Raw genomic sequence first — 23,483 nt, forward strand, 5'->3', positions numbered from 1 at the left:
ACCATACAGCGATAAGGCCGATGAGCTCGCCTCGCCTCCGGCGTCCCGCCCGGTTATTTGTAATTAGAATTTTCAGCACAACGCCGATGTCTGAATTTCAAGCTCCCAAAACAAGGACTTCCATCATGAAATTCGCAAAGATTGCCCAGAAACTTGCCCTGTGGGCCGGTAGCCCGAAAACGTTCATGGGGGCGTTGATTCTGATCGGGTTGTGGGGGTTGAGCGGGCCGATTTTTGGTTACAACGACACTTGGCAGCTGATCATCAATACCTCGACGACGATCATCACGTTCCTGATGGTATTCCTGATTCAGAACACGCAGAACCGCGATACCGACATTCTGCATTTGAAACTCGATGAGCTGTTGCGGGTGAACAAGGAAGCGCAGAACGCGATGCTCGGGCTGGAAGCGCTGGACTTGAAGCAACTTGAAGCGCTGCGCCGGCATTACCGCGCGTTGGGTGAAAATCAGGTGTTTGATCTTGAGGGGCTGGGCGACAAGAGCAAGCCAAAGCAGGATTTGAATGAGTGCTGAGCAAGTAAACACACCCTGTGGGAGCGAGCCTGCTCGCGAAGATGGCGGGTCAGTCAAAACATCATTGACTGACACACCGCTTTCGCGAGCAGGCTCGCTCCCACAGGGAGGCATCGCATTTCAACTGAAGGTTTCGCTCGCGCTGCACCAACAAGGCGAAGTTAGCGACTGGCCTGCAACGCTCGAGCTTTCTCCAGATGGCTTTGCAGTTTCGGCAAAGTCTCATCGGCAAACGCTTTGATTTCCGGCACGTCGGTGGTCTGTGCCTGTTGCTCGATCTGAGTGATGGCCTCTTCGGTCGCCTTGACCTGACTGGCAGCGTAGGCCTGATCGAATGTGGTGCCGTCCTTCACTTCCGGCATCAGCTCTTTGGCCTTGTCGGCGAGTTCTTCGCGGGGGGCAACCGGCAGGTCGAGTTTCTTGGCGATTTTCGCCAAATGCTGGTTGGCCGTGGTGCGGTCGTTGATCACAACGATGGTGTAATCCTTGACCTCTTTCGATTCGGTCTTGCCGTGGGCCTGACGGCTGGCTTCGATGTCGGCCATGCCTTTGGCGGAGGCATCGTTGATGAATTCGGCAGGCGACTGGGCGAACGCACTGCTGGCGCACAGGCCCAGCAGGGTTGCAAAACTGACGTTACGTAAACGGGTGGCCATCCGGCTCATGGTCGCGCCCTCCTTTGTTGAAAATTCAAGCGGGCCGTGATTCGCCCGCAGCTCAAATGTCACGGCGGACAATTGTCCGCCTCAATTAGGAATGCTTTAGCGGTCAAAGGTTTAGAAAATCTGCCTGAACCGCGACGAACGGCGCGCTCGCTTCAGCTGCCCAAGGCCCGATGATTCAGGCGTTTGGCCGCATACATGGCTTGATCGGCATGCCGGAACAGTTGCTGTTCTTCTTCGCCGTGTTCAGGAAAGCGCGCCACGCCGATGCTCGATTCGATCCGCAGGTCATGGCCGTCGAGGCGCATGGGCTGCGCCAGCACCTGTCGGATTTTTCCGGCGACGCTGTCGGGATCGCCGGCGGCATGCACGCTGTGCAGCAGCACGACGAATTCATCGCCACCGATACGCGCCACCGTGTCGGTTTCACGCACGCAGCCTTTCAGCCGGTTGGCCACGGTTTGCAGGAGCATGTCACCGACGGCATGGCCATGGGTGTCGTTGACCTGTTTGAAGCGATCCAGATCGACATACAGCAGCGCCATGTGTCCGTGCAGGGTTCGCGCATCGGCCAGCGCAGCCCTGAGCCGATCACGCAGCAGTTCGCGATTGGGCAGTTGCGTCAGTTGATCGTATTGCGCCATGCGCTTGAGCCGCGCGTGCAGTTGCTGGCGCTCGATGGCCGTGGCGACTTGTGCACAGACATATTGCAGCAGTTCCTTGTCCTGCTCGGTGTAGCGTTCGCCGCCAGCGAGGCTTTTGACGATCAAGGCGCCGATGGTGCCGTTTTTGAATTCAGTGGTACGCCGAGCCAGCAAGGCGCGTTTTGTTCCGCCACCAGCTCAGCAAAATCGGGCGTGGCATCGGCGCTGTCCGGCGTCAGCAACATCGGCTGGCCGCTGCGGATCACTTGCGCGCAGAGCCGTCCGATGACGGTGCCGGGCTGCTCGGGCTGCAATTCGTGATCGTCGACGTGATAGGGAAAATTCAGCTGCGCGCAGTGTTCGTCGTACAGCGCCACGGAAAAATTCAGCGCCGGCAGCCACTCGCCAATCAGCAGATGGATGCGTTTGAACAGCGCCAGCAAATCTTCCGCCGCGTGCGCCGCTTCGGAAATCGCGTACAACGCCGCTTGCCGCGACTCGGCCTGCTTGCGCTCGGTGATATCGCGGGCGACGGCGATGCGCAGTTGATCGACTTCCGACCAGCGCGCCGACCAGGAAATGTGCGCGACGCTGCCGTCCTTGCGCAGATAGCGGTTCTCGAAATTGTGCTTCGGGTCGCCGCCCATGATTTCGCCCGCGGCCGCGAGGGTGCGCTGGCGATCGGCCGGGTGCACCAGCTCGATCATCGAGCGGCCGATCAGTTCGTCAGGCGTGTAGCCGAAAATCCGCTCGCAGGCAGCGCTGACAAAAACGAAACGGCCCTGTTTGTCGACCGCGCAAACGGCGTCCAGCAACAGGTCAATGTAGCTCGCCAGCGGCGCAGGGTTTGGGCTTGCCATGGTTCTAACGATTGTCCGCACAGTGCAGCGATTTCAATCATCCATGATCGTGATTGCGCGTCCCTGCCCATTCCATCAAGTCTTGTTCGGCAGCAGCCCCGGCAGCGCGTGCATCAACGCGTTGATGGCGAAGCCGATAAACATCACGCCGCATAAACGCGTGATGAGCAGCTCATGCCGCTGATACACCATGCGCACTCGCTGTGCGCCGACCACGCCGATGAGGATAGCGTAGGCCAGTGCGCCGCCGATGAAACTCAGGGCGATCAGTGCAGGTAGCATCGACCAGTTGAGCAGTTCGGCGCGGCTCGACAACAGCGCCGTAAAGGTCGCCACCGCCACCGGATAGGCCTTGGGATTGGTCAGGCCGAAGACGATGCCGTGCCAGAACGGCTGCCGCGCCGCCCCTTGCGCCTCGTCGCCATTGCGGCGTTGGGCACGCACCGCACGCCAGCCGAGCCAGAACAGGTACAACGCGCTGAGCACGCCGAGCACATCGAACGCGGTGCTGCCGATTTCCCGCGCACCGACAATCGCCACCAGCGCGGTGCTGCACCAGATCACATCGCCGAGCAGATGCCCGCACAGAAACCCCGCCCCGGCGCGCCGGCCATGGGCCGCGCCAATCCCGAACACCGCCAGCACGCCCGGCCCGGGCGTGATCCCGTAGATGAAACCCGAAGCCAGAACGGCCAACAGCAATGATGGAGTCATGAGAAACCTGCAAGCGCCAGAACACGTGGCGGCCAGTCTATATCAGAGGATCACGGCGGATCACTGCGCGTCGTGAAAACGCATGCCGGGGTACGGTTTCTGCCGACACGCAGCCAGCCGCGACTGCAAATCGCCGACATGGGCTTCCAGCTTGTGGCCGTCGGGATCGAGGAAGTAGAACGACGCGCCTTCAATAGCCTCTCAGATTTTCGGGAACGAAATATTGCTGTCCGTCATAGCGCAACGTGGTCAGCACCGGCTTTTCGTGAGTGGTCTTCGACTCGCAGGTGTCGGGTGAACCCTCGCCGACCAGACCCGTGGTGACTGAGCGGACAATGATATCGGCGTAACCACGGGAACTGGTTTTGCCCATCTCAAGCGTACGCACCGTCTCCGAGCGCTCTCCGGCGCAATTGCCATCCCACTCGCCACTGAAGCTGTAGACGACCAAGCGATCCAGCACCGGGTGCAGTTTGTCGCCCTCTTTCACGTAGAGCGACAGCAGGGTTTCATCCAGCGGATTGACGCGCGACGAGCCTTTGAAATGGGCGCGAACGCCGAAGGCACGAAGGTCGGGCGTGAGTTTATAGCGCGCCGTGTCGAGTTCCAGACTCTCCAGCGCGATGGCATCGGAGAGAAACGCCGACGGCTGATGATAGGTTGCCAGCGGTTTGGGGCTGCCGGCCGTGATGATAGCCAGATCAAGCTCGTACGAGCCCACGCTGCCGTCATGGCCATAGACCGGATCGGGCACGAACGTCGATAGCGCGGTAATCGTCAGCGACGGATAAGCCGGCCATTCTTTGCACAGCGAGAAATCCGCTTCCGCGCTGACCGCCGGCGGTGTGCAATCGGCCCAGGCCTGCCCAGCCATGAACCACCCGCAGAGCGCTGCGCTGATCCATACTGACTTCACTGTCATTTCCTGCTCCTTGAAGATATTTCCAGGCGCGCACTATCCCTTTCTGCATCGGAGGATTCAACAGATCTGGCCTGCGAATCTTCTCATGTGTCTGAAGTCGGAATTCGCGAGCAGGCTCGCTCGCACAGGAAAGCGCATTCCAAAGTGGGAGCGAGCCTGCTCGCGAAGGCGTCATCACAGACGCCGCGAGTCTCAGAACTTATCCAGCGTGCGCAACTTCTGCGGCAAGCCGGGGTGCTGCTGCCGGTGAGGTCCTTGATGCGCGCCGACCAAAACCTGGCTGACGATCCCGCCGAACTGGACAGGGTTCATCCGAGCCGGCAGGCCAGCCCGGTTTCACCTCTGGCTGCTCAATGGCCGATGCGGTCTCGCCGTGTTGTGACAGGCGCAGTCAGCAAGCGAACCAGCTGCGCGCTGTCGTCCTTGCGACCCAACACCAGGATTGAAGAGCCTTGCAGGCAGGCATCGATGGCTGACCATGAAATGTCTCTCGCGCCCTCGACATCAAACGAATCATCCACTGCGCCATCGACCAGAAAGCCTGCCGTCAACAAGCCTCGTGCGCTGCCCGAGGTCTGTCCGACCGCAACGATCCGTTTACCGGCGATGTCATCCAGCGCAAACCCTGCTTGCCAACCTCTCAGATCCCGTTCCTGCGCCGTCGGGGTGAGGACAGGATTGTTGAACGCGTCATCCATTTGGCCGGAGTAGGTAATACCACTGATGAACCCGTGTTGCAGTTTCCTGCCTTGCGTGGACTCGACCGCCGAACCGAGCAGAAGCAGGCGCTGCGCCGTTTGCACAGCAATGTCCATCACGCTGCTTTCGAGCGGCTGGCCATCACGCTGAATGTTCAACAGCAGTACACCCTTGTCGCCGAACGCTTGTGCAACTTTCCCGTTGTGGTCGAACGCCATGAGCAATCCCTGATTGGTGATCTCGGTTTTGCCATGCAGCAGAATCAGCCCATCGTCGAGCTGGATGATCCCGGACAGCGAAATGGCCACCCCTGGCAGTGACAGGGGCAGCCAACCGTTGCTGGCGAACGATAAATCGTCCGAGCCATCGAGATGGAATCGCGTCAACAGGCCACTGCCCTTTTGCGCGGTCACGAACAGCAGCCGGTCCGGCTGCGCAAGCTGCGGATCGGATTTGGCCAGCAGCAGTTGCCCATGCGTGGCCCCAAAAAGTGCCGGAATCCGCATGGGCACAATCCGGTAGCCATTCCTGTCGCCGCCGAACTCGATGTCCGGCGAGCCGTCGGGCAGAAACCGGGCGATGACTTGCTGGTATTCAAGAGTCTGGTCTTTGACGACGCCAATCACACCGCACATCCAGATCCGTCCCAGCGCATCAACGATCAATGGCCCGCCTTGCGTGAGCGAGCCTGTGCCGAACTGGCCGCTGAGATATCCGCCGGTGCCGAAAGCCGGATCCGGATTGCCATCGGCATCCAGGCGCGCAAGGCCGTAGTACGAATGGCCCGATTGCTCGACGGTAGCGCTGACCATGATCTGCTCCGAAGGCGTGATCGCCACGCCTTTGGCAATGGTCTTGCCCGCTCCGGGGAATTTCAGCGTTCGCAGACCAAAGAGCGCATCCAGCTCCCCGGCTGACTGCGCGTTTGGGGACAATGGCGCGATAGATTCCGACATGTTCGTATGCTCCTCAAGAGATCGACGTCGATCCCCTCGTAGCGAGCATTCGACCCCAGGCCACCACGCTGGACAACTGACAGAAATGACAGTTTTTTAGAAGAAAAAGAAATTACCTACTGTGTAAAAAAGACTGAATGACTGGTAGTTCTTACAGGTTCGAATTCAGGCACGTCATGCCAACCTCAGCGTTCAAATCAGCCATGGACGAGAAGCATGATGAGCACTCGCGACGAGCAAACTTCACAACCGGCCCCGACCATCACCTATCCCGAAGAGGCCAGCACGACGGGACCTGCGACATTGTTGCTCGGCAGCGGCATACCCAATGCTCTTGTGCAGGTCTGGAACATTGAAAACACCCATTCGCTTGGCGAAGGGCTGGTCAGCGCAAATGGACGATGGGCGTTCAGCATCACCGGCGTTCAGGCCCAGGGTCAGCAGAGGATTCACGCCCACCAGACCTATGCAGGCATCACGTCCGAATGGAGCGAAGAGCGCGGATATGAGGTGCGACTGCGGCCCGAGATCGACGTCCCGGTCGTTGTCGAACCGATTGAGGGCGCGCCGGTCGATACGCCTCTGATCTTTTCGGGAGATGTCACGCGAGCCGAGGGTTTCGTCAGTATTTTCGATCTGGACACTGGCCTGGAGATTGCCAGAGCAGCGGTCGAAAGCGACCGGAAATGGCAAACCCCGGCAGCACCCTCCCTGGCGGTCGGGCAGTACCGTATCTCCGCCGTACACAACATCGCCGGCAAGGTTTCAGATTGGGGCCGTGTGCGGACATTTGCCGTGGTCGCAGAAGCAAGCGAAGGCTTGTCCGACTTCGCTCGCCTGCGCGCCTTCATTCAAAACGCATTGCGGAAAATTTCCTCGATCTGGCGCTGATCCGCCGCCCGTGGATTGGTCAGTCCACAGGCGTCCTTCAAGGCGTTGGTGGCGAGCACCGGGATATCGCTGAGTTTCGCGCCCAGCTCACGCAGTCCGCCGGGAATCTCGACGTCCTTGGCAAGGTTGCGAATGGCATTGATCGCCGCCTGTGCGCCCTCCTCCGCGCTGAAACCACGAATATCCGCGCCCATGGCGTGGGCGACATCCCTGAGTCGATCAGCACAGACCAGCGCATTGAAACTCTGCACATGCGGTAACAGCACGGCGTTACAGACGCCGTGGGGCAAGTCGTAGTAGCCGCCGAGTTGATGCGCCATGGCGTGGACAAATCCGAGCGAGGCGTTATTGAACGCCATGCCTGCGAGGAACTGCGCGTAAGCCATGTTCTCCCGCGCCGCCAGGTCGCTGCCGTCGCGCACGGCCAGACGCAGGTTGCTGCTGATCAGGCTCATGGCCTTCAAAGCGCAGGCGTCGGTGATCGGGTTGGCGGCGGTCGAGACGTAGGCTTCGATCGCGTGGGTCAGCGCATCCATGCCGGTGGCAGCGGTCAGCCCTTTGGGCATCGCGACCATCAACTCCGGGTCGTTGACCGACAGCAGTGGCGTGACGTTGCGGTCGACGATGGCCATTTTCACGTGGCGCGATTCGTCGGTGATGATGCAGAAGCGGGTCATTTCGCTGGCAGTGCCGGCGGTGGTGTTGATGGCGATCAGCGGCAATTGCGGCTTGCTGGAGCGGTCGACGCCTTCGTAATCGCCAATCTGCCCGCCATTGGTTGCGCACAGGGCGATGCCCTTGGCGCAATCGTGCGGCGAGCCGCCACCCAGCGACACGACGAAATCGCAACGGCTTTCCTTCAGCAGCCCCAGACCGGATTCGACATTGGCCGTGGTCGGGTTCGGTCTGGCGCCATCGAAGATCACCGAATCGATGTCCTGCATCGCCAGTTTCTCGGCGATCATTGCGGCCACGCCCGCCTTGGCCAGCCCGGTATCGGTGACAATCAGCGCCTTGCGAAAGCCATAATTGCGAATCGCGACCATGGCTTCGTCGAGGCAGCCGCTGCCCATGATGTTGACCGCCGGAATGAAGAAGGTGCTGCTCATCGTGTGTCTCCTGACTGGAGCCGGATCGACTGCCTCGATTCGGCGGGTGCACACAGAATCGACCGATCGGTCACGAGCGATGTTGATCTGGCTCAATGTCCGCTCGTGATAAAGTCGCCGTCCATCTGCCCTTTGTTTTGAGACCGCCCACGCAATGACCGATTTTCTCGATGTCGACGCCACCCTCGAAGACTGGAATGCCTTGCGCGCCGCGAACGATTTCCAGGGTTTGCTGGTGGGCAATGGCGCCAGCCGTGCGGTTTGGGATGACTTCGGCTACGACTCGCTGTTCGAAAACGCCCGTACGGTCGAAGAGAAACCGCTGAGCCCATCGGAACTGGCGGTGTTCGACGCGCTGCAAACCCGCAGCTTCGAGCAAGTGCTGGGCGCCCTGAAAACCACCAGCCGGGTCAACAAGGCCTTGGCGGTCAGCTCGGCGGCGCCGCGCAATCGCTATTACGCGATCAAGGAAGCGCTGATCAACACCGTGCATGCGGTGCACATCCCGTGGCGGCTGGTGCAGCCTTCGACACTGACGGTGCTCAATGCAGAACTGGCGCGCTATCGCACGGTGTTCACCACCAATTACGACCTGCTCAATTACTGGGCACTGCAACACCCGGGCAAGGCCATTGACGACCTGTTCAACGGCGCGGACGCAAGTTTCGATCTGAGCCAGAGCGCCACCGACAAACCGCGCCTGCTGTATCTGCACGGCGGTCTGCATCTGGTGCGCAATCAGGACGGCACCGCGCGCAAACTGACCTCGACCGAGGGCACCCTGCTCGGCAGCTTCGCCATCAACAATACGATCAAGACGCTGGACGACGTGCCGCTGTTCGTCACCGAAGGGCCGAGCGCGGACAAGCTCAAGACCATCCGCAGCTCGGATTATCTGTCGTTCTGCTACGAGCAGTTACTGGCTCATGGCGACAGCCTGTGCATCTTCGGCCACGCGCTGGGCGAGCAGGATGCGCATCTGGTGCGGGCGTTGCGCCTGGCCCGACCGAAGTGCGTGGCGGTCTCGATTTACCCGCGCAGTGCCGCGTTCATCCAGCATCAGAAGCGTCACTACGCCAAGGTGTTTGAAGGTACCGGGGTTGAGTTGCGGTTCTTTGATGCCAAGAGCCATGCGTTGGGCGATCCGAAATTGTCGGTACCGGTTGAGGTTTGATATTGGCCGGGCTGACGCCTTCGCGAGCAGGCTCGCTCCCACAATGGAATGCGGTCACCTGTGGGAGCGAGCCCGCTCGCGAAGACGGCATATCAGCCAACCCAAAAGGTGACTGGAACACCGCTTTCGCGAGCAGGCTCACTCCCACAGGTTGATGTCGGATTTCAGAGCACCGGCTGGGTCTTGTCCTTGATGACTTTGGTCGGGCCGTTGGCCTTCACGCTGGCAATGCCCTTGTCACACGCGCCGTCCGATGAATACGACTCGCTGCTGCCGATGACCTGGTGATTGGCCGCCTTCAGGTTGAAGTACGGGTGGCCATCCCTGGTCGACTTTTTCTCGTAGCGCTCATCCAGCGGGCTGTTGGCCTGCACCGAGGCGATGCCGCCGTCGGCACCGGCGCGGGTGCTGTAGAGCTCGCTGGTCAGGATCGTTTCGGCGTTCGCCGCTTTCAACACGAACCTGAATTGGCCGTTGCTGCTTTTGCTCACTTCGTACCATCCGGACATGTCTGTTTCTCCTGGGGGCGATTGAGAGATTTCGCGCTTCAGAGTAAAGACCAGCGCCTGCGATCTGTCGCCTGCATCGACTACAAGGTGATTTTCGTACCGAGCAGACCGAGGAAACCGGCCAGCCATTTAGGATGCGCCGGCCAGGCCGGAGCGGTGGCAAGATTTCCCTGAACATGGCCGTCGGTCACCGGAATGTCGATATAGGTGCCACCGGCCAGACGCACTTCCGGGGCGCAGGCCGGATACGCGCTGCACTCACGCCCCTCGAGCACACCCGCCGCCGCGAGCAGTTGCGCGCCATGGCAGACCGCGGCAATGGGCTTGCCGGCGGTATCGAAGGCGCGCACCAGTTCGAGGACTTTGTCGTTCAGCCGCAGGTACTCCGGAGCGCGACCGCCGGGAATCAGCAGCGCGTCGTAATCAGTTTCGCGGGCCTTGGCGAAGTCGAAATTGAGCGCGAACAGGTGACCGGGTTTTTCGCTGTAGGTCTGATCACCTTCAAAATCATGAATCGCCGTGCGCACGGTGCTGCCGGCGGACTTGTCCGGGCACACGGCGTGGACCGTGTGGCCGACCATCTGCAGGGCCTGGAACGGCACCATCACTTCGTAGTCTTCGACGTAATCGCCGACCAGCATCAGGATCTTTTTCGCGGCCATGGGAAAACTCCTCGGGGAAAGGTCTGGGGAGTATTCAAGGTAGACCGTATCCAAGGGTTGCGGTAATTCCAGGCTTACTACGCTCGATCGCGATAAATGTGGAGCTGCCGAAAGCTGCGATCTTTTGATCTTGCATTTAAATAACCAGGATCAAAAGATCGCAGCCTTCGGCGGCTCCTACAGGGGTGTATTTCAGGCTATCAGGCGAGAAAACCGTCAGCGCGCAGCAGGGTTTCCAGGCAGTGTTCGCTGATGTGATAGAACGCTTTCAGCTCTGCGATCTTCGCCAACAGTTGCGTCGAATCGACCGGCTCGGCGCGTTTCACCGCGAGAATCATCTTGTTCTTGTTGGTATGTTCCAGCGAAATAAATTCGAAGACTTTGGTCTCGTAACCGCAGGCTTCGAGGAATAACGCGCGCAAGCTGTCGGTGACCATTTCCGCCTGCTGGCCGAGGTGCAAGCCGTATTGCAGCATCGGTTTGAGCAGCGCCGGGCTCTGGATCTGCAGGCGGATCTGTTTGTGGCAGCACGGCGAGCACATGATGATCGACGCGCCCGAGCGGATGCCGGTGTGGATCGCGTAATCGGTGGCGATGTCGCAGGCATGCAGGGCGATCATCACGTCCAGTTCGCTCGGCGCCACCGTACGCACGTCACCGCACTTGAACACCAGCCCCGGATGCTCGAGCTTGCTCGCTGCGGCGTTGCACAGGTTGACCATTTCTTCGCGCAGCTCGACGCCGGTGACTTCGCCCTCAGCCTTCAGCGTGTTGCGCAGGTAGTCGTGAATGGCGAACGTCAGGTAGCCCTTGCCTGAACCGAAATCGGCGACCCGCACCGGTTTGTCCAGCGCCAGCGGCGACGAGGTCAGGGCATGGCTGAACACTTCGATGAACTTGTTGATCTGCTTCCACTTGCGCGACATCGCCGGGATCAGCTCGTGTTGCGCATTGGTCACGCCCAGGTCCTTGAGGAACGGACGGCTCAATTCGAGGAAGCGGTTTTTCTCGCGGTTGTGCTCGGCGGACGGCGCTTCACGCAATTGCTGAGGTTTGCTCTTGAACAGCGAACTCTTGCCCTTTTTGCTGTATTCCAGCTGCGCTTCGTCGGTCAGCGCCAGTAAATGAGCATTTTTGAACGAGGCCGGCAGCAGCCCGGCAATCAGCGCCACGCCTTCGCTCAGCGGCAGATTTTTGGTGATGTCGCGGGTCTTGTAGCGATAAACGAATGACAGGCACGGCTGCGCCTTGACCGTCACCGGTTTGATGATGACCCGTTGCAGATCCGCCTCTTCACCGACGTACTTGGCCAGCACCAGCTTGATGAAACCGCTGTCGTCGAGGCTGGCTTGCAGCAGCTCGATGAACTGGGCGTGGTGATCGGCGGCCGGTTTGGCGGACGGCGCGGAAGCAGCGGAAACGGACATGGACAAGCGGCCTCGGACGGGCGGAATCGGGAATGGCGGGTATTTTAGGGGGGATGGGGGTTGGGGACACCCTCTTATTTACCCAACGGCGAAAATCAAAAGATCGCAGCCTTCGGCAGCTCCTACAATTGGAATGCATTCTCCTGTAGGAGCTGCCGAAGGCTGCGAGCTTTTGATCTACCCCAACACCACCAACCGATTCGGCAACTCGTTCCGCACCTGCGTCACCGGCACGTGCACCTTCAACAACTCACCACACGCCTCCACGCACGTGACAAACCCTTCCAGCGTGCGGCCTTCGCGGACCTGTTCGGTGAACGCTGTGACAATCGCGTCCCAGTTGCTGTTATCCAGCCGTCTGGAAATCCCCTCGTCCACCAGAATCTCCACATAGCGCTCAGCCTCGCAGACAAAAATCAGCATGCCGGTGCTGCCCAAGGTGTGGTGCAGGTTCTGTTCGAGAAACTGCCGCCGCGCCAGGTTGGAGGCGCGCCAGTGGCGCACGCGACGCGGCACCAGATGCGTGGTGATTTTCGGCAGGCGGAACAACAGGCACAGGACGATGAACATGCCCCATTGCACCAGCAGCAGACTGTGCAGGGTCAGCCAGCCGGTGAAGTAGTGGACGATACCCGGCAACACCAGGGCGAGCAGACTGGCCCAGAGCAGCGGGATGTACGCGTAATCGTCGGCACGGGCAGCGAGCACCGTGACCAGCTCGGCATCGGTGTCGCGTTCGACCCGGGCAATGGCCTCGGCGACTTTGCGTTGTTCGTGTTCAGTCAGTAATGCCATGTCGAAAAGTGCCTGCTCATTATTCTTTTGATCTCACCAGCCGCCGGACGAACCGCCGCCGCCGAAACTGCCCCCGCCACCGCTGAAGCCGCCACCGCCACCGCCGCCGAATCCGCCGCCACCGCCAAAGCCGCCCCCTCCTCCGGAGCCGCCCCGGCCGGCAGGCAGGATACCGAGCATCTGGCAGACAAACACCGTCAGGATGAACAACATCACCAGGAACATGAACAGCGCAGGGTGCCGCGAGATGAAATCATCCGCCGGGTCGCCGCTGGATTCGTACACGGTCGACGGTTCGTCCAGCGGATTGCCACCGAGCACCACCAGCATCGCCGCAACGCCATCGCTGATGCCTTTGCTGAAATTGCCGGCCTTGAACGCCGGCGTGATGACCTGATGAATGATCACCGACGACTGCGCATCGGTCAGGCGATCCTCCAGGCCATAGCCGACTTCGATGCGCAGTTTGCGCTCGTCACGGGCGACGATCAGCAAGGCGCCGTTGTTTTTGTCTTTCTGACCGATGCCCCAGTGCCGACCGAGCTGAACGCCGAAATCCTCGATGGTGGTGCCCTGCAGATCGGGCAACGTGACCACCACCAATTGCTCGCCGGTGGCCTGTTCGTGCGCCTGCAATTGCTGGCTCAGTTGCGCGCGAATCGATGGCTCGAGCATCTGCGCCTGATCGACCACGCGCCCGCTCAGCGGCGGAAACGTCAGTTCGGCCCGGGCGCTGACGGCGAACAGCCAGAGCATCAGCACCAGGCCCAGTTTCAACACACGCATGGGCAACCTCGAATCAGAATTTCACTTCCGGAGCCTTCTCCGCGCCGGGCGTGGTGGCTTCGAAGGTTTCGCGCATCGGCAGATCGCTGTACATCACGCTGTGCCACAGGCGACCGGGGAAAGTGCGGATCTCGGTGTTGTACTTCTGCACCGCCAGAATGAAATCGCGACGCGCCACGGCTATGCGGTTTTCCGTGCCTTCAAGTTGCGACTGCAAGGCGAGGAAGTTCTGGTTGGCCTTCAGATCCGGGTAGCGCTCGGAGACCACCATCAAACGGCTCAATGCGCCGGTCAGTTGATCCTGTGCCTGCTGGAACTGCTTGAGCTTCTCGGGATTGTCGAGGGTGCTGGCATCGACCTGAATCGAGGTGGCCTTGGCTCGCGCTTCAATCACTGCGGTCAGGGTTTCCTGTTCGTGGGCCGCGTAGCCCTTCACGGTTTCCACCAGATTGGGGATCAGGTCGGCGCGGCGCTGATACTGGTTCTGCACCTGGCCCCAGGCGGCTTTGACCTGTTCGTCGAGGGTCGGGATATTGTTGATGCCGCACGCGGTCAACAGCGTGGCGAACACCAGCAACGTGGCGATCTGTAGCCGTGAACGGGAGGTTGAGCTGATATTCATTGCAGTGATGCTCCATGACACATTTGATTTAAAAACCGAGCGCTGGGCATTCCCGGCCAGCGGTTGGGGCATAATCGGCGCCGCCACTGGCATGCGACGGGTTAATCGGCTAAAAAGTGCCCTTCACGTTCACGTTGCCGCTGTCGGCTGCGGTTTTCCGGCTCAGGATTTTGCGCCGGCACCCGAACAACAATAGTCGCTCCCTACATTTTGGCTGGCCGGTGTTACATCACCGTTTGGGCTCTAGAGAAAAAATTCATGAAGAAGCTGTGTTTGCTGGGTCTGTTCGTCAGCCTGGCCAGTCATCAGGTACTGGCCGCCACGACCCCGGTACCTTTGGAAAACAAGGACGCTTTCATCAGCAACCTGATGAAACAAATGACCCTCGACGAGAAGATCGGCCAGTTGCGCCTGATCAGCATCGGCCCGGAAATGCCCCGCGAACTGATCCGCAAGGAAATTGCCGGCGGCAACATCGGTGGCACGTTCAACTCGATCACCCGCGCGGAAAACCGTCCGATGCAGGACGCGGCCATGCGCAGTCGCCTGAAGATTCCGATGTTTTTCGCGTACGACGTGATCCACGGTCACCGTACGATTTTCCCGATTCCGCTGGCCCTTGCGTCGAGTTGGGACATGGACGCCATCGGCCAGTCCGGTCGCGTTGCGGCTAAAGAGGCCGCCGCTGACAGCCTCGACATCACCTTCGCGCCGATGGTGGATATCTCCCGCGATCCACGCTGGGGCCGCAGTTCCGAAGGTTTCGGCGAAGACACCTACCTGACCTCGCGCATCGCCAAAGTCATGGTCAAGGCCTATCAGGGCGAGACCCCGAGTGCCGCCGACAGCATCATGGCCAGCGTCAAGCACTTCGCCCTGTACGGCGCGGTCGAGGGCGGTCGCGACTACAACACCGTCGACATGAGCCCGGTGAAGATGTACCAGGATTATCTGCCGCCCTACCGCGCCGCGATCGATGCCGGTGCTGGCGGTGTGATGGTGGCGTTGAACTCGATCAACGGCATTCCGGCCACGGCCAACACCTGGCTGATGAACGACCTGCTGCGCAAGGACTGGGGCTTCAAAGGTCTGGCGGTCAGCGATCACGGCGCGATCTTCGAACTGATCAAGCACGGCGTCGCTCGCGACGGTCGCGAAGCGGCAAAGCTGGCGATCAAGGCCGGCATCGACATGAGCATGAACGACACCCTCTACGGCAAAGAGCTGCCGGGGCTGCTCAAGTCCGGCGAGATCGAACAGAAAGACATCGACAACGCTGTGCGCGAAGTGCTCGCGGCCAAGTACGACATGGGCCTGTTCAAGGACCCGTACCTGCGCATCGGCAAGGCCGAGGATGACCCGGCCGATACCTACGCCGAGAGTCGCCTGCACCGCGCCGAGGCCCGCGAAGTCGCGCGGCGCAGTCTGGTGCTGCTGAAGAACCACAACGAAACCCTGCCGCTGAAGAAAGACGCGAAAATCGCGCTGGTCGGTCCATTGGCGAAAGCGCCGATCGACATGATGGGCAGCTGGGCCGCCGCCGGACGTCCGGCGCAATCGGTCACTTTGTTCGATGGCATGAGTTCGGTGATCGGCGACAAGGCCAACCTGATCTACGCCCGTGGCGCCAACATCACGGGCGACAAGAAGGTCCTCGACTACCTGAACTTCCTCAACTTCGATGCTCCGGAAGTGGTCGATGACCCGCGCCCGGCCAACGTGCTGATCGACGAGGCAGTGAAAGCGGCGAAAGCGGCTGACGTGATCGTTGCAGCGGTGGGCGAGTCCCGTGGCATGTCTCACGAATCCTCGAGTCGCACTGACCTGAACATCCCGGAAACCCAGCGCGAATTGATCCGCGCGCTGAAAGCCACCGGCAAGCCGTTGGTGCTGGTGTTGATGAACGGCCGCCCACTGACGATTCTCGAAGAGAACCAGTCGGCCGATGCGATTCTGGAAACCTGGTTCAGCGGCACCGAGGGCGGCAACGCCATCGCCGACGTGCTGTTCGGCGACTACAACCCGTCGGGCAAACTGCCGGTGACCTTCCCGCGTTCCGTGGGCCAGATCCCGACCTACTACAACCACCTGAGCATCGGCCGGCCATTCACTCCGGGCAAACCGGGCAACTACACCTCGCAGTATTTCGATGACACCACCGGCCCGCTGTTTCCGTTCGGTTATGGCTTGAGCTACACCACCTTCGCCCTGAGCGATATGGCGCTGTCATCGACCACCCTGAACGCCAGCGGCAAGCTCGACGCCAGCGTCATGGTCAAGAACACCGGCAAACGTGACGGCGAAACCGTGGTGCAGCTGTACATCCAGGACGTCACCGGTTCGATGATCCGCCCGGTGAAAGAACTGAAGAACTTCCAGAAGATCATGCTCAAGGCCGGCGAACAGAAAGTCGTGCACTTCACCATTACCGAGGAAGACCTGAAGTTCTACAACGCCCAGCTCAAATACGCGGCCGAGCCTGGCAAGTTCAACGTGCAGATCGGCCTGGATTCGCAGGCGGTGACGCAGCAGAGCTTTGAATTGCTGTAATTTTTTCAGGTAACACATAAACCTGTGGGAGCTGGCTTGCCAGCGATGGCGGCCTGACAGTCAACTGATATGTTGAATGTGATGGCCTCATCGCTGGCAAGCCAGCTCCCACAGTGGTTTTGGGTGTCCCCGCTATCCGCGTCGATCGAGAATATTCACCACCAACCGATCCACCCAGCCCCACACCCGCTGCTTGACCCGCCGCCACAACGGTCGGCGCTGCCATTCCTCCAGACTCACCAGCTGACTCAAGCCGAAGTCCTTCACAAAGCTCGCCTCCACCGCTGCCGTCAACGCCGGGTCCAGCGCTTCCAGATTCGCCTCCAGATTAAAACGCAGATTCCAGTGATCGAAATTGCACGAACCGATGCTTACCCATTCGTCGACCAGAACCATTTTCAGGTGCAGGAAACACGGCTGGTATTCGAAGATCTGCACCCCGGCCTTGAGCAGGCGCGGGTAGTAGCGATGGCCGGCGTAGCGCACTGACGGGTGATCGGTGCGCGGGCCGGTCAGCAGCAACCGCACATCGACACCGCGTGCGGCGGCTTTGCGCAGCGAGCGGCGGATTTTCCAGGTCGGCAGAAAGTACGGCGTGGCCATCCAGATGCGTTTTTGCCCGCTGTTCAACGCACGGAACAACGACTGCAAAATGTCGCGATGTTGACGGGCATCGGCATACGCCACGCGGCCCATGCCTTCGCCCTTGTCCGGTACGCGGGGCAGGCGCGGCAAGCCGAAATGCGCGGCCGGGCGCCAGGCGCGGCGGTAACGGTTGGCGATCCACTGGCGATCAAACAGCAATTGCCAGTCGATCACCAATGGGCCGCTGATCTCGACCATCACTTCGTGCCACTCACTGACATCATGGCCCGGCGTCCAGAATTCATCGGTCACGCCGGTGCCGCCGACCACTGCGAGGCATTGGTCGACCAGCAGCAATTTACGGTGGTCGCGATAGAAATTGCCGACCCAGCGCCGCCAGCTCAGGCGATTGTAGAAACGCAGCTCGACCCCGGCCTGGGTCAGGCGCTGGCGCAGATGCAGCGTGAACGCGAGGCTGCCGTAATCATCGAACAGGCAACGCACGCGCACGCCGCGCTCGGCCGCCGCGACCAGTGCCTGGACGATGGCTTCGGCGCAGGCGCCGGCCTCGACCAGGTACAGCTCCAGTTCGATCTGCTCTGTAGCTCCAGCGATGTGCTCGAGCATGCGCGGAAAGAACTGCGGGCCGTCGATCAACAGTTCGAAACGGTTGCCGTCACGCCAGGGGAACACCGCACCGCGCATGTCAGCGCGCCGTGAAAATCAGCACCGCACCCACCGGCACCGACAGACTGATCGCCGACAGATCGGCGAGTTTGCGCAGGTTTTCCAGGCCAGGCGCCAGATCGAAATCCTCGGCGTTGATCACCAGCGGCTCCAGCGTGACCACCTGAAAACGCCGGTCATCGAGACGAGTGGCGAGCAACTCGGCCGGGTATTCGTGCTGCTTGCCGTGCAGGCTGACGGTCAGCGGCAGGCGCAACTCCAGCTGCGCGCCGGGGGCCAGATCGTTGATCGGACGCAGGTCGATCTGGGTAGTGATGGTGGCTGCGGGAAACTGCTCGATCTGGAACAGCTCCTTGCGCATGCGCTCATCACGCAGCGGAATGCCGCTGTTGATCGATTCGAGCTCGACTTCAACTTCGGCGCGACCGTTGGGATCGACTTTGCCGTGCAGTACCAGAAAGCGCTGCACTTCCGAAACGCTGGCATTTTTGGTGCTGACAAACGATAGCCGCGACGACTCGCCGTCCAGATACCAATTGGCCTGGGCCGGCAGCGCAACGGCGGTCAACAGCAGACTGGCGAAGGTTGTATAGAGGGAGCGGTTGAACATTGAACACTCGTGGGGGCGATAAACCTGCACGAACCTTAACCGCCCGCCAAGTTATTGCAAGCCCTGTGGGAGCGAGCCTGCTCGCGAATGCAATGCTCCCCGCACAGCATGTATTGCGGCTTGCGACGATTTCGCGAGCAGGCTCGCTCCCACAGGGGAGACCAGATAATTCAAGGATTCAGGCGACAGCCCTGGCGTTCGCTCAGCCACTGCGCGCTGCTGCTGCGGCCCATGCCGCTGACGGTGATGGTTTTGCTCGAAGCGTCATCGGTAAAACCGCTGGTTGGCAGCCATTGCTTCACATAGCCACGGCAATACCCAGCATCGTTGTTCATCACATAACGACACGAGCAATATTCCTTGGCGGTGTAGGCGCTGATGATGTCCGGGAAAGCCCAGAGGTTTTCCCGTTCATACCAACCCCAACCGAGCAGCACGACCAACAGCAACAATAGAAAGCGCTTCATGGCCGCACCGCCTGCAACACGCGTTTGAGCAATTCGTTGTGCTGGTAGCTGCCATCACGATCATCGCCGTAACGCACGATCACCAGTTTCTCGCTGGGCATCACGTACAGCGCCTGGCCCCAGTGGCCGAGGGCGGCGAAGGTGTCGGGTGGCGCGTCGGGCCATGGTGATGGTGCGCCATCGACAGGGCAATTCAGCCACCAATGTCCGCCGGGCACGGCTTCGTCCTGCTGCGCCCTGTAGCCGGCAAAGGGCTTGAGATTGAATGCCAGCCAATCCTCGGGCAGCAACTGCCGATCGTTCCAGCGCCCGCCCCGCGCCATCAACAGACCGACCCGCGCCAGATCCCGCGCGGTGAGATAGGCATAGGACGAGGCGACAAAGGTACCGCTGGCATCGCTTTCCCACACGGCGTGGCGAATGCCCAACGGCTCGAACAATGCTGTCCACGGATAATCGGCATAACGCTCTGCGCCGACCATGGTTTTCAGGGCAGCGGCGAGCAGATTGCTGTCTCCGCTGGAATAACGGAAAGCCTGACCCGCTGGGGCGTAACTGTCGTGTGCGGCGGCGAACGCGGCCATGTCGCGATGGCCGCGGGTGTAGAGCATTGCCACCACCGAGGATTTCAGCGGCGCGTATTCGTAGTCCTCCTGCCAATCCAGACCGGAAGCCCAGTTCAGCAGATGGCCGAGGGTGATCGCCGGGTGTTTGTCCAGCGTCGGGTAGAACTTCAGCGCCGGATCGTCGAGTTTGAACCGGCCTTCGCCGTAGGCCACACCGAGGACCGTTGCCAGCAGGCTTTTGCTGATCGACCAGGTCAGATGCGGTGTCTGAGCAGTGGTCGGAGCGGCGTAGCGTTCGTAGATGATCTGGCCGTCGTGGATGATCAGCAAGGCGTCGGTGCGAATGCCGTCGCGGGTGGCGTCGTTACGGGGCGCGAAGGCGTAGTTTTCCAGCGCCTCGACGGCCGGGCCGGTGATCTGCGGGGCGATTGGCCATTGCTCATTCGGCCATTGTTCGGCGCGGACGGTGAGGCTGATCAGCAGCAGGAACAGGGACAGGCCTTTGAACATGGTGGGCGCTCTGGGAATGAACCTGTCGAGACTAGTCGGGGTTTATGACAGATGTATGGTGATTTTGAGGCCGCCTTCGCGAGCAGGCTCGCTCCCACAGTTGATCGCATTTCAATTGAAGAATACCGTCCCTGTGGGAGCGAGCCTGCTCGCGAAGGGGCCGCTCAGGTCACCGCCAAAGCCTTGGCCAACCGCTTCGCCCTCGCCCCTGCCGCCAACTGCATCACGCCCTTGTCCCGCTGCCACATCTGCGCCCACTCCACCGGGCCATTGCCCAATGCCTGGTCCACCTCCCCCGCCAGCGCTTCAAACTGCGCAAACAACCCGCCCAACAGCACATGCCCGGGCGGATTGTTCGGCGCTTGCCGGCTGGCCTCGGCGCACCCGGCCAGCAGCGCCAGCAAACGCAATTGCAGGGCCTGCGGCCAGTCGCTGTCCTGGCCGACGCCGTACAACCACGCGGTCATGGCGCTGAGCACGTAGACATCTTCAAGGGTGCGAAACGGTTTGACGTAGGCGTCCCAGCCATCGCCAGCGAGCAATTCGCACAGGGCGCCGTCGAGGTACAGGCGACCGTGGCTGATGTCCGGCATCAACGGCAACGCCGGAAGTTTTTCCACCTTCACGCCGGGCTCGCCGGGATACACCACCGCCAGACTCAGGCGCGGTGTTTCGCCAGGCTCCTCACTGCGCGCAGCCACCAGTAACCAATCGGCGGCGTCGCCTGCGGTGACGAAATCCTTGCGCCCACTCAAGCGCAAATCGCGCAGCCGCGTTTGCATATCGGCCGGACGCAGGCTGCGTTGCTCGGTCGCGCACAAGGCGCCGAGGCTCAGCGGCGCGCTCGGCCACAACATGCGCAGCGCCGCCTGATAACCCACCAGAAACGCCAGCCCCGGCGTCGCCATCCGCCGCCCGCCGGCCACCGCCAATTCGAACGGCGTGACGTTGCCCAGCGCCTGCAACAACGTTGCAAAGCCCTCGGCCAGATCAGCAGCGGCGGGCAAGCGTTCACGGCGGTGCAGCAGATCTGGCCAGGGCATGGGCGCCTCCTTGTGGGCTGTCATATAAGCATCACCGAACGTTCATGGCGATGACACCGGGGCTACATAGCCTGACTTTGCACAACACGGCTGCATAAAGAAAGTCGATCGGCTGCAACCCACGACGGGTTAAAGGCCCGTACGGAGATTCACATGACGCAAATCGCCCGCATCAGCGACACCGGCAATGAACGCCGCCTGCAAGCCGAACGCCTGATCGGCGCCGAAGCCTTGCAGCAAGCCCAGGCCCTGCGCTTCGCCGTCTTCAGCGGCGAGTTCAACGCCAAACTCAAAGGCGCCGAACTGGGTCTGGACATGGATGATTATGATGTTCACTGCAGCCACATCGGCGTGCGTGATCTGAACACCGGGCGCCTGGTCGCCACCACGCGTCTGCTCGATCACACCGCCGCCAGCAGCCTCGGCAAGTTCTACAGCGAAGAAGAATTCAGCCTGCACGGCCTCGCCCATCTGCAAGGCCCGATCCTGGAAATCGGCCGCACCTGCGTCGATCCGGCGTACCGCAACGGCGGCACCATCGCCGTGCTCTGGGGCGAATTGGCCGAAGTGCTCAATCAGGGCGGCTACAGCTATCTGATGGGTTGCGCGAGCATCCCGATGCAGGACGGCGGCATTCAGGCCCACGCGATCATGCAGCGTCTGCGCGAACGTTATCTGTGCACCGAACACCTGCGCGCCGAGCCGAAAAATCCGCTGCCGACGCTGGATATTCCATCCAACGTCATCGCCGAAATGCCGCCGCTGCTCAAGGCCTACATGCGCCTCGGTGCGAAGATCTGCGGCGAGCCGTGCTGGGACGAAGACTTCCAGGTAGCCGACGTGTTCATCCTGCTCAAGCGCGACGAACTCTGCCCGCGCTACGCCAAACACTTCAAGGCGGCGGTGTGATGAGCCGGTTGCGGGTGTACGCGCGAATCGCGCGAGTGCTGCTGGTGGTGACGCTGGGGCTGACCATGGCCAGCGTCTTCGGCGTGTTCGAACGCATCGGTCTGGCCCACTCGATGGAGCGGCGCCAGCGCTGGTCGCGCTTCTTCATGGCGCGGCTGAGCAACGCCCTGCCGTTTCGCGTGAGCGTGCATGGCGAGCTGCCGAAACAGCCGATGCTGTGGGTCAGCAATCACGTGTCGTGGACCGACATTCCGCTGCTGGGCATGCTCACACCGCTGTCGTTTCTGTCCAAGGCCGAAGTGCGCACCTGGCCGGTGGCCGGCTGGCTCGCAGCCAAGGCCGGCAGCCTGTTCATCCGCCGTGGGTCGGGCGACAGTCAGTTGATCCGCAAGCAGATGACCCGCCATCTGCAAACCGAACACGCGCTGCTGATGTTCCCCGAAGGCACCACCACCGATGGCCGTTCGCTGCGCACCTTTCATGGTCGCCTGCTGTCGGCGGCGATCGATTCCGAGGTGATGCTGCAACCGGTGGCGATTCGTTATCTGCGTGACGGCGAAATCGATACGCTCGCACCGTTCATTGGTGACGATGATTTGCTCTCGCATCTGATGCGCCTGTTCAGCCATGACTGCGGCGATGTCGAGGTGCATCTGCTCAAGCCGATTGCCTGTCAGGGCCGCGAGCGCGCGGCGCTGGCGTTCGAAGCGCAGCAGGCGGTGCAGAAGGTGTTGTTTGGATCGATTCCGGAAAGCCGACAATCGCCAATGCGCCCGGCAATCGCTGCCTGAAACACAAATCCCAAAATCACCTTGGCCCCTGTGGGAGCGGGCTTGCCCGCGAAAGCGGTTGATCAATCAACATCAAAGTTGAATGTGCCGACGCTATCGCTGGCAAGCCAGCTCCCACAGGAATTCAGGTTGTATGTGATTGCACTGCGAAATCCTGCAATTGCGGGTAGAACAAGCTGAAGTCTTCACTCAACGGCTCATACAACCGCCGCAACTCCGCCATTGCCCCCGCCAATTCCTCCGGCCTGGTCAGCCGTCGCGAGATCCCGCGCAGCACCTGCTCCAGCACCTCAAACTCGCGATACGAGCCCAGCCAGTCGTTGGCGACCATGTGCGGGGCGATCTTTGCCAGCCGCTCCGGCAATTGCCGTTCGCGGGACAGCACCTGATAGACGTCTGCGGTGAACTGCTCCAGCGGTCGGTCGGCGTACAGCGTCCAGTCCCGCGCAAGACAATGATCGAAAAACACATCGAGGACGATTCCGGCATAACGCCGCCGCGTCTCGGTAAAGCGCCCCAAAGCAATGTCGACCAGTGGATGGCGATCGGTGAACACGTCGATCCGCCGATGCAGTGCAATCGCCGCCTCTACCTCGGGGTCGAACTGGCCTTGCAGCCGACCTTTGACGAAGTCGCCATAGAGACTGCCGAGTAACTGACCGGGGCGCTGGCCGCCGAGATGCAAATGCGCGAGATAATTCATGAGCGCAGCTTAGCACTGCGGTCGCTCCTCCAGCATCCTCGTATCGTTATAACCCGATATAGCGATTTATGCGTTCGTCAGACCGAATTCATAT

Annotated in this window: 23 protein-coding genes and 2 pseudogenes; 6 read left to right on the plus strand and 19 right to left on the minus strand. The window is 60.8% G+C overall.

The genetic code is table 11. The features are described from left to right. Positions 1-125 precede the first annotated feature (125 nt). Positions 126-536 (plus strand): low affinity iron permease family protein, encoded by a 411-nt coding sequence (locus ACZZ0K_RS17420; protein ID WP_016771301.1) that lies wholly within the window; start codon positions 126-128, stop codon positions 534-536. 161 nt (positions 537-697) lie between these two features. Here ACZZ0K_RS17420 and ACZZ0K_RS17425 read toward each other — a convergent pair whose 3' ends face one another. The 6 genes and pseudogenes from ACZZ0K_RS17425 to ACZZ0K_RS17450 form a co-directional block, all read right to left on the minus strand. Beyond that, positions 698-1,201 (minus strand): DUF4142 domain-containing protein, encoded by a 504-nt coding sequence (locus ACZZ0K_RS17425; protein WP_041478889.1) that lies wholly within the window; start codon positions 1,199-1,201, stop codon positions 698-700. 152 nt (positions 1,202-1,353) lie between these two features. Then, a pseudogene (locus ACZZ0K_RS17430) lies at positions 1,354-2,702 on the minus strand (sensor domain-containing protein). 75 nt (positions 2,703-2,777) lie between these two features. Further along, on the minus strand, positions 2,778-3,416 hold the full coding sequence (locus ACZZ0K_RS17435) for a LysE family translocator (RefSeq protein ID WP_041478891.1): 639 nt from the start codon (positions 3,414-3,416) through the stop codon (positions 2,778-2,780). 60 nt (positions 3,417-3,476) lie between these two features. Further along, a pseudogene (locus ACZZ0K_RS17440) lies at positions 3,477-3,608 on the minus strand (glutathione transferase); the annotation flags it as partial. Then, complete coding sequence (locus ACZZ0K_RS17445; protein ID WP_258707725.1) at positions 3,607-4,338, minus strand: PA3715 family protein; 732 nt, start codon at positions 4,336-4,338, stop codon at positions 3,607-3,609. The gene ACZZ0K_RS17445 and the pseudogene ACZZ0K_RS17440, both read right to left, overlap by 2 nt. A gap of 350 nt (positions 4,339-4,688) precedes the next feature. Continuing rightward, a complete protein-coding gene (locus ACZZ0K_RS17450; RefSeq protein ID WP_258707724.1) occupies positions 4,689-5,849 on the minus strand; it encodes an NHL repeat-containing protein in 1,161 nt (386 codons plus the stop codon). Between the two features lie 363 nt (positions 5,850-6,212). Here ACZZ0K_RS17450 and ACZZ0K_RS17455 point away from each other — a divergent pair, with 363 nt between their 5' ends. After that, a complete protein-coding gene (locus ACZZ0K_RS17455) occupies positions 6,213-6,884 on the plus strand; it encodes a hypothetical protein (RefSeq protein ID WP_258707723.1) in 672 nt (223 codons plus the stop codon). On the opposite strand, the gene yiaY is transcribed toward ACZZ0K_RS17455, so the two are convergent. Continuing rightward, positions 6,845-7,993 carry an L-threonine dehydrogenase gene (gene yiaY / locus ACZZ0K_RS17460; protein ID WP_041478894.1) on the minus strand — a complete coding sequence of 383 codons (1,149 nt, stop codon included), beginning with the start codon at positions 7,991-7,993 and terminating at the stop codon, positions 6,845-6,847. The two genes, ACZZ0K_RS17455 and yiaY, sit on opposite strands and share 40 nt — an antisense overlap. 154 nt (positions 7,994-8,147) lie before the next feature. Between yiaY and ACZZ0K_RS17465 the strand changes: the two genes are divergently transcribed. Further along, on the plus strand, positions 8,148-9,167 hold the full coding sequence (locus ACZZ0K_RS17465) for a DUF4917 family protein (RefSeq protein ID WP_258707722.1): 1,020 nt from the start codon (positions 8,148-8,150) through the stop codon (positions 9,165-9,167). A 164-nt stretch (positions 9,168-9,331) separates the two neighbouring features. Here ACZZ0K_RS17465 and ACZZ0K_RS17470 read toward each other — a convergent pair whose 3' ends face one another. The 6 genes from ACZZ0K_RS17470 to ACZZ0K_RS17495 form a co-directional block, all read right to left on the minus strand. Continuing rightward, entirely contained in the window at positions 9,332-9,676 is a 345-nt protein-coding gene (locus ACZZ0K_RS17470) for a YegP family protein (RefSeq protein WP_150742377.1), read from the minus strand. Positions 9,677-9,756: 80 nt separating this feature from the next. Then, a complete protein-coding gene (locus ACZZ0K_RS17475; protein WP_258707721.1) occupies positions 9,757-10,338 on the minus strand; it encodes a DJ-1/PfpI family protein in 582 nt (193 codons plus the stop codon). A 200-nt stretch (positions 10,339-10,538) separates the two neighbouring features. Further along, complete coding sequence (locus ACZZ0K_RS17480; RefSeq protein ID WP_258707720.1) at positions 10,539-11,765, minus strand: class I SAM-dependent methyltransferase; 1,227 nt, start codon at positions 11,763-11,765, stop codon at positions 10,539-10,541. A gap of 177 nt (positions 11,766-11,942) precedes the next feature. Next, the gene (locus tag ACZZ0K_RS17485; RefSeq protein WP_463559240.1) at positions 11,943-12,560 is read right to left on the minus strand and encodes a TPM domain-containing protein; all 618 of its coding nucleotides are present in this window, start codon (positions 12,558-12,560) and stop codon (positions 11,943-11,945) included. A gap of 33 nt (positions 12,561-12,593) precedes the next feature. Further along, positions 12,594-13,346: a TPM domain-containing protein gene (locus ACZZ0K_RS17490; RefSeq protein WP_016771316.1), complete on the minus strand. Its 753-nt coding sequence runs from the start codon at positions 13,344-13,346 to the stop codon at positions 12,594-12,596. A 13-nt stretch (positions 13,347-13,359) separates the two neighbouring features. Next, complete coding sequence (locus ACZZ0K_RS17495) at positions 13,360-13,968, minus strand: LemA family protein (protein WP_095180575.1); 609 nt, start codon at positions 13,966-13,968, stop codon at positions 13,360-13,362. A 258-nt stretch (positions 13,969-14,226) separates the two neighbouring features. On the opposite strand from ACZZ0K_RS17495, the gene bglX reads away from it, so the two are divergent. Further along, positions 14,227-16,518, plus strand: coding sequence for a beta-glucosidase BglX (gene bglX / locus ACZZ0K_RS17500; protein WP_252868927.1), 2,292 nt, complete (start codon positions 14,227-14,229; stop codon positions 16,516-16,518). Between the two features lie 132 nt (positions 16,519-16,650). On the opposite strand, the gene ACZZ0K_RS17505 is transcribed toward bglX, so the two are convergent. From ACZZ0K_RS17505 to ACZZ0K_RS17525, 5 genes are all read right to left on the minus strand, one after another. After that, positions 16,651-17,808, minus strand: a complete 1,158-nt coding sequence (locus ACZZ0K_RS17505) for a phospholipase D-like domain-containing protein (protein WP_056783426.1) — start codon at positions 17,806-17,808, stop codon at positions 16,651-16,653. A 1-nt stretch (position 17,809) separates the two neighbouring features. Beyond that, on the minus strand, positions 17,810-18,400 hold the full coding sequence (locus ACZZ0K_RS17510) for a YceI family protein (RefSeq protein ID WP_016771320.1): 591 nt from the start codon (positions 18,398-18,400) through the stop codon (positions 17,810-17,812). Between the two features lie 170 nt (positions 18,401-18,570). Then, on the minus strand, positions 18,571-18,867 hold the full coding sequence (locus ACZZ0K_RS17515; protein ID WP_258707718.1) for an amidase: 297 nt from the start codon (positions 18,865-18,867) through the stop codon (positions 18,571-18,573). Then, a complete protein-coding gene (locus ACZZ0K_RS17520) occupies positions 18,864-19,943 on the minus strand; it encodes a serine hydrolase domain-containing protein (protein ID WP_463559241.1) in 1,080 nt (359 codons plus the stop codon). Before ACZZ0K_RS17520 ends, ACZZ0K_RS17515 begins: the two co-directional genes overlap by 4 nt. A gap of 164 nt (positions 19,944-20,107) precedes the next feature. Beyond that, the gene (locus ACZZ0K_RS17525; protein WP_095180571.1) at positions 20,108-20,986 is read right to left on the minus strand and encodes an acyl-CoA dehydrogenase middle domain-containing protein; all 879 of its coding nucleotides are present in this window, start codon (positions 20,984-20,986) and stop codon (positions 20,108-20,110) included. Between the two features lie 153 nt (positions 20,987-21,139). On the opposite strand from ACZZ0K_RS17525, the gene olsB reads away from it, so the two are divergent. Beyond that, positions 21,140-21,895 (plus strand): L-ornithine N(alpha)-acyltransferase, encoded by a 756-nt coding sequence (gene olsB, locus ACZZ0K_RS17530; RefSeq protein WP_016771324.1) that lies wholly within the window; start codon positions 21,140-21,142, stop codon positions 21,893-21,895. Then, positions 21,895-22,686 carry a lysophospholipid acyltransferase family protein gene (locus tag ACZZ0K_RS17535; RefSeq protein ID WP_258707716.1) on the plus strand — a complete coding sequence of 264 codons (792 nt, stop codon included), beginning with the start codon at positions 21,895-21,897 and terminating at the stop codon, positions 22,684-22,686. Before olsB ends, ACZZ0K_RS17535 begins: the two co-directional genes overlap by 1 nt. Positions 22,687-22,810: 124 nt before the next feature. Here the strand turns inward: ACZZ0K_RS17535 and ACZZ0K_RS17540 are convergent, their stop codons facing one another. Next, entirely contained in the window at positions 22,811-23,389 is a 579-nt protein-coding gene (locus tag ACZZ0K_RS17540; protein WP_258707715.1) for an acyl carrier protein phosphodiesterase, read from the minus strand. Positions 23,390-23,483: the final 94 nt, after the last annotated feature.

Source organism: Pseudomonas sp. AC255 (genome assembly GCF_979258175.1).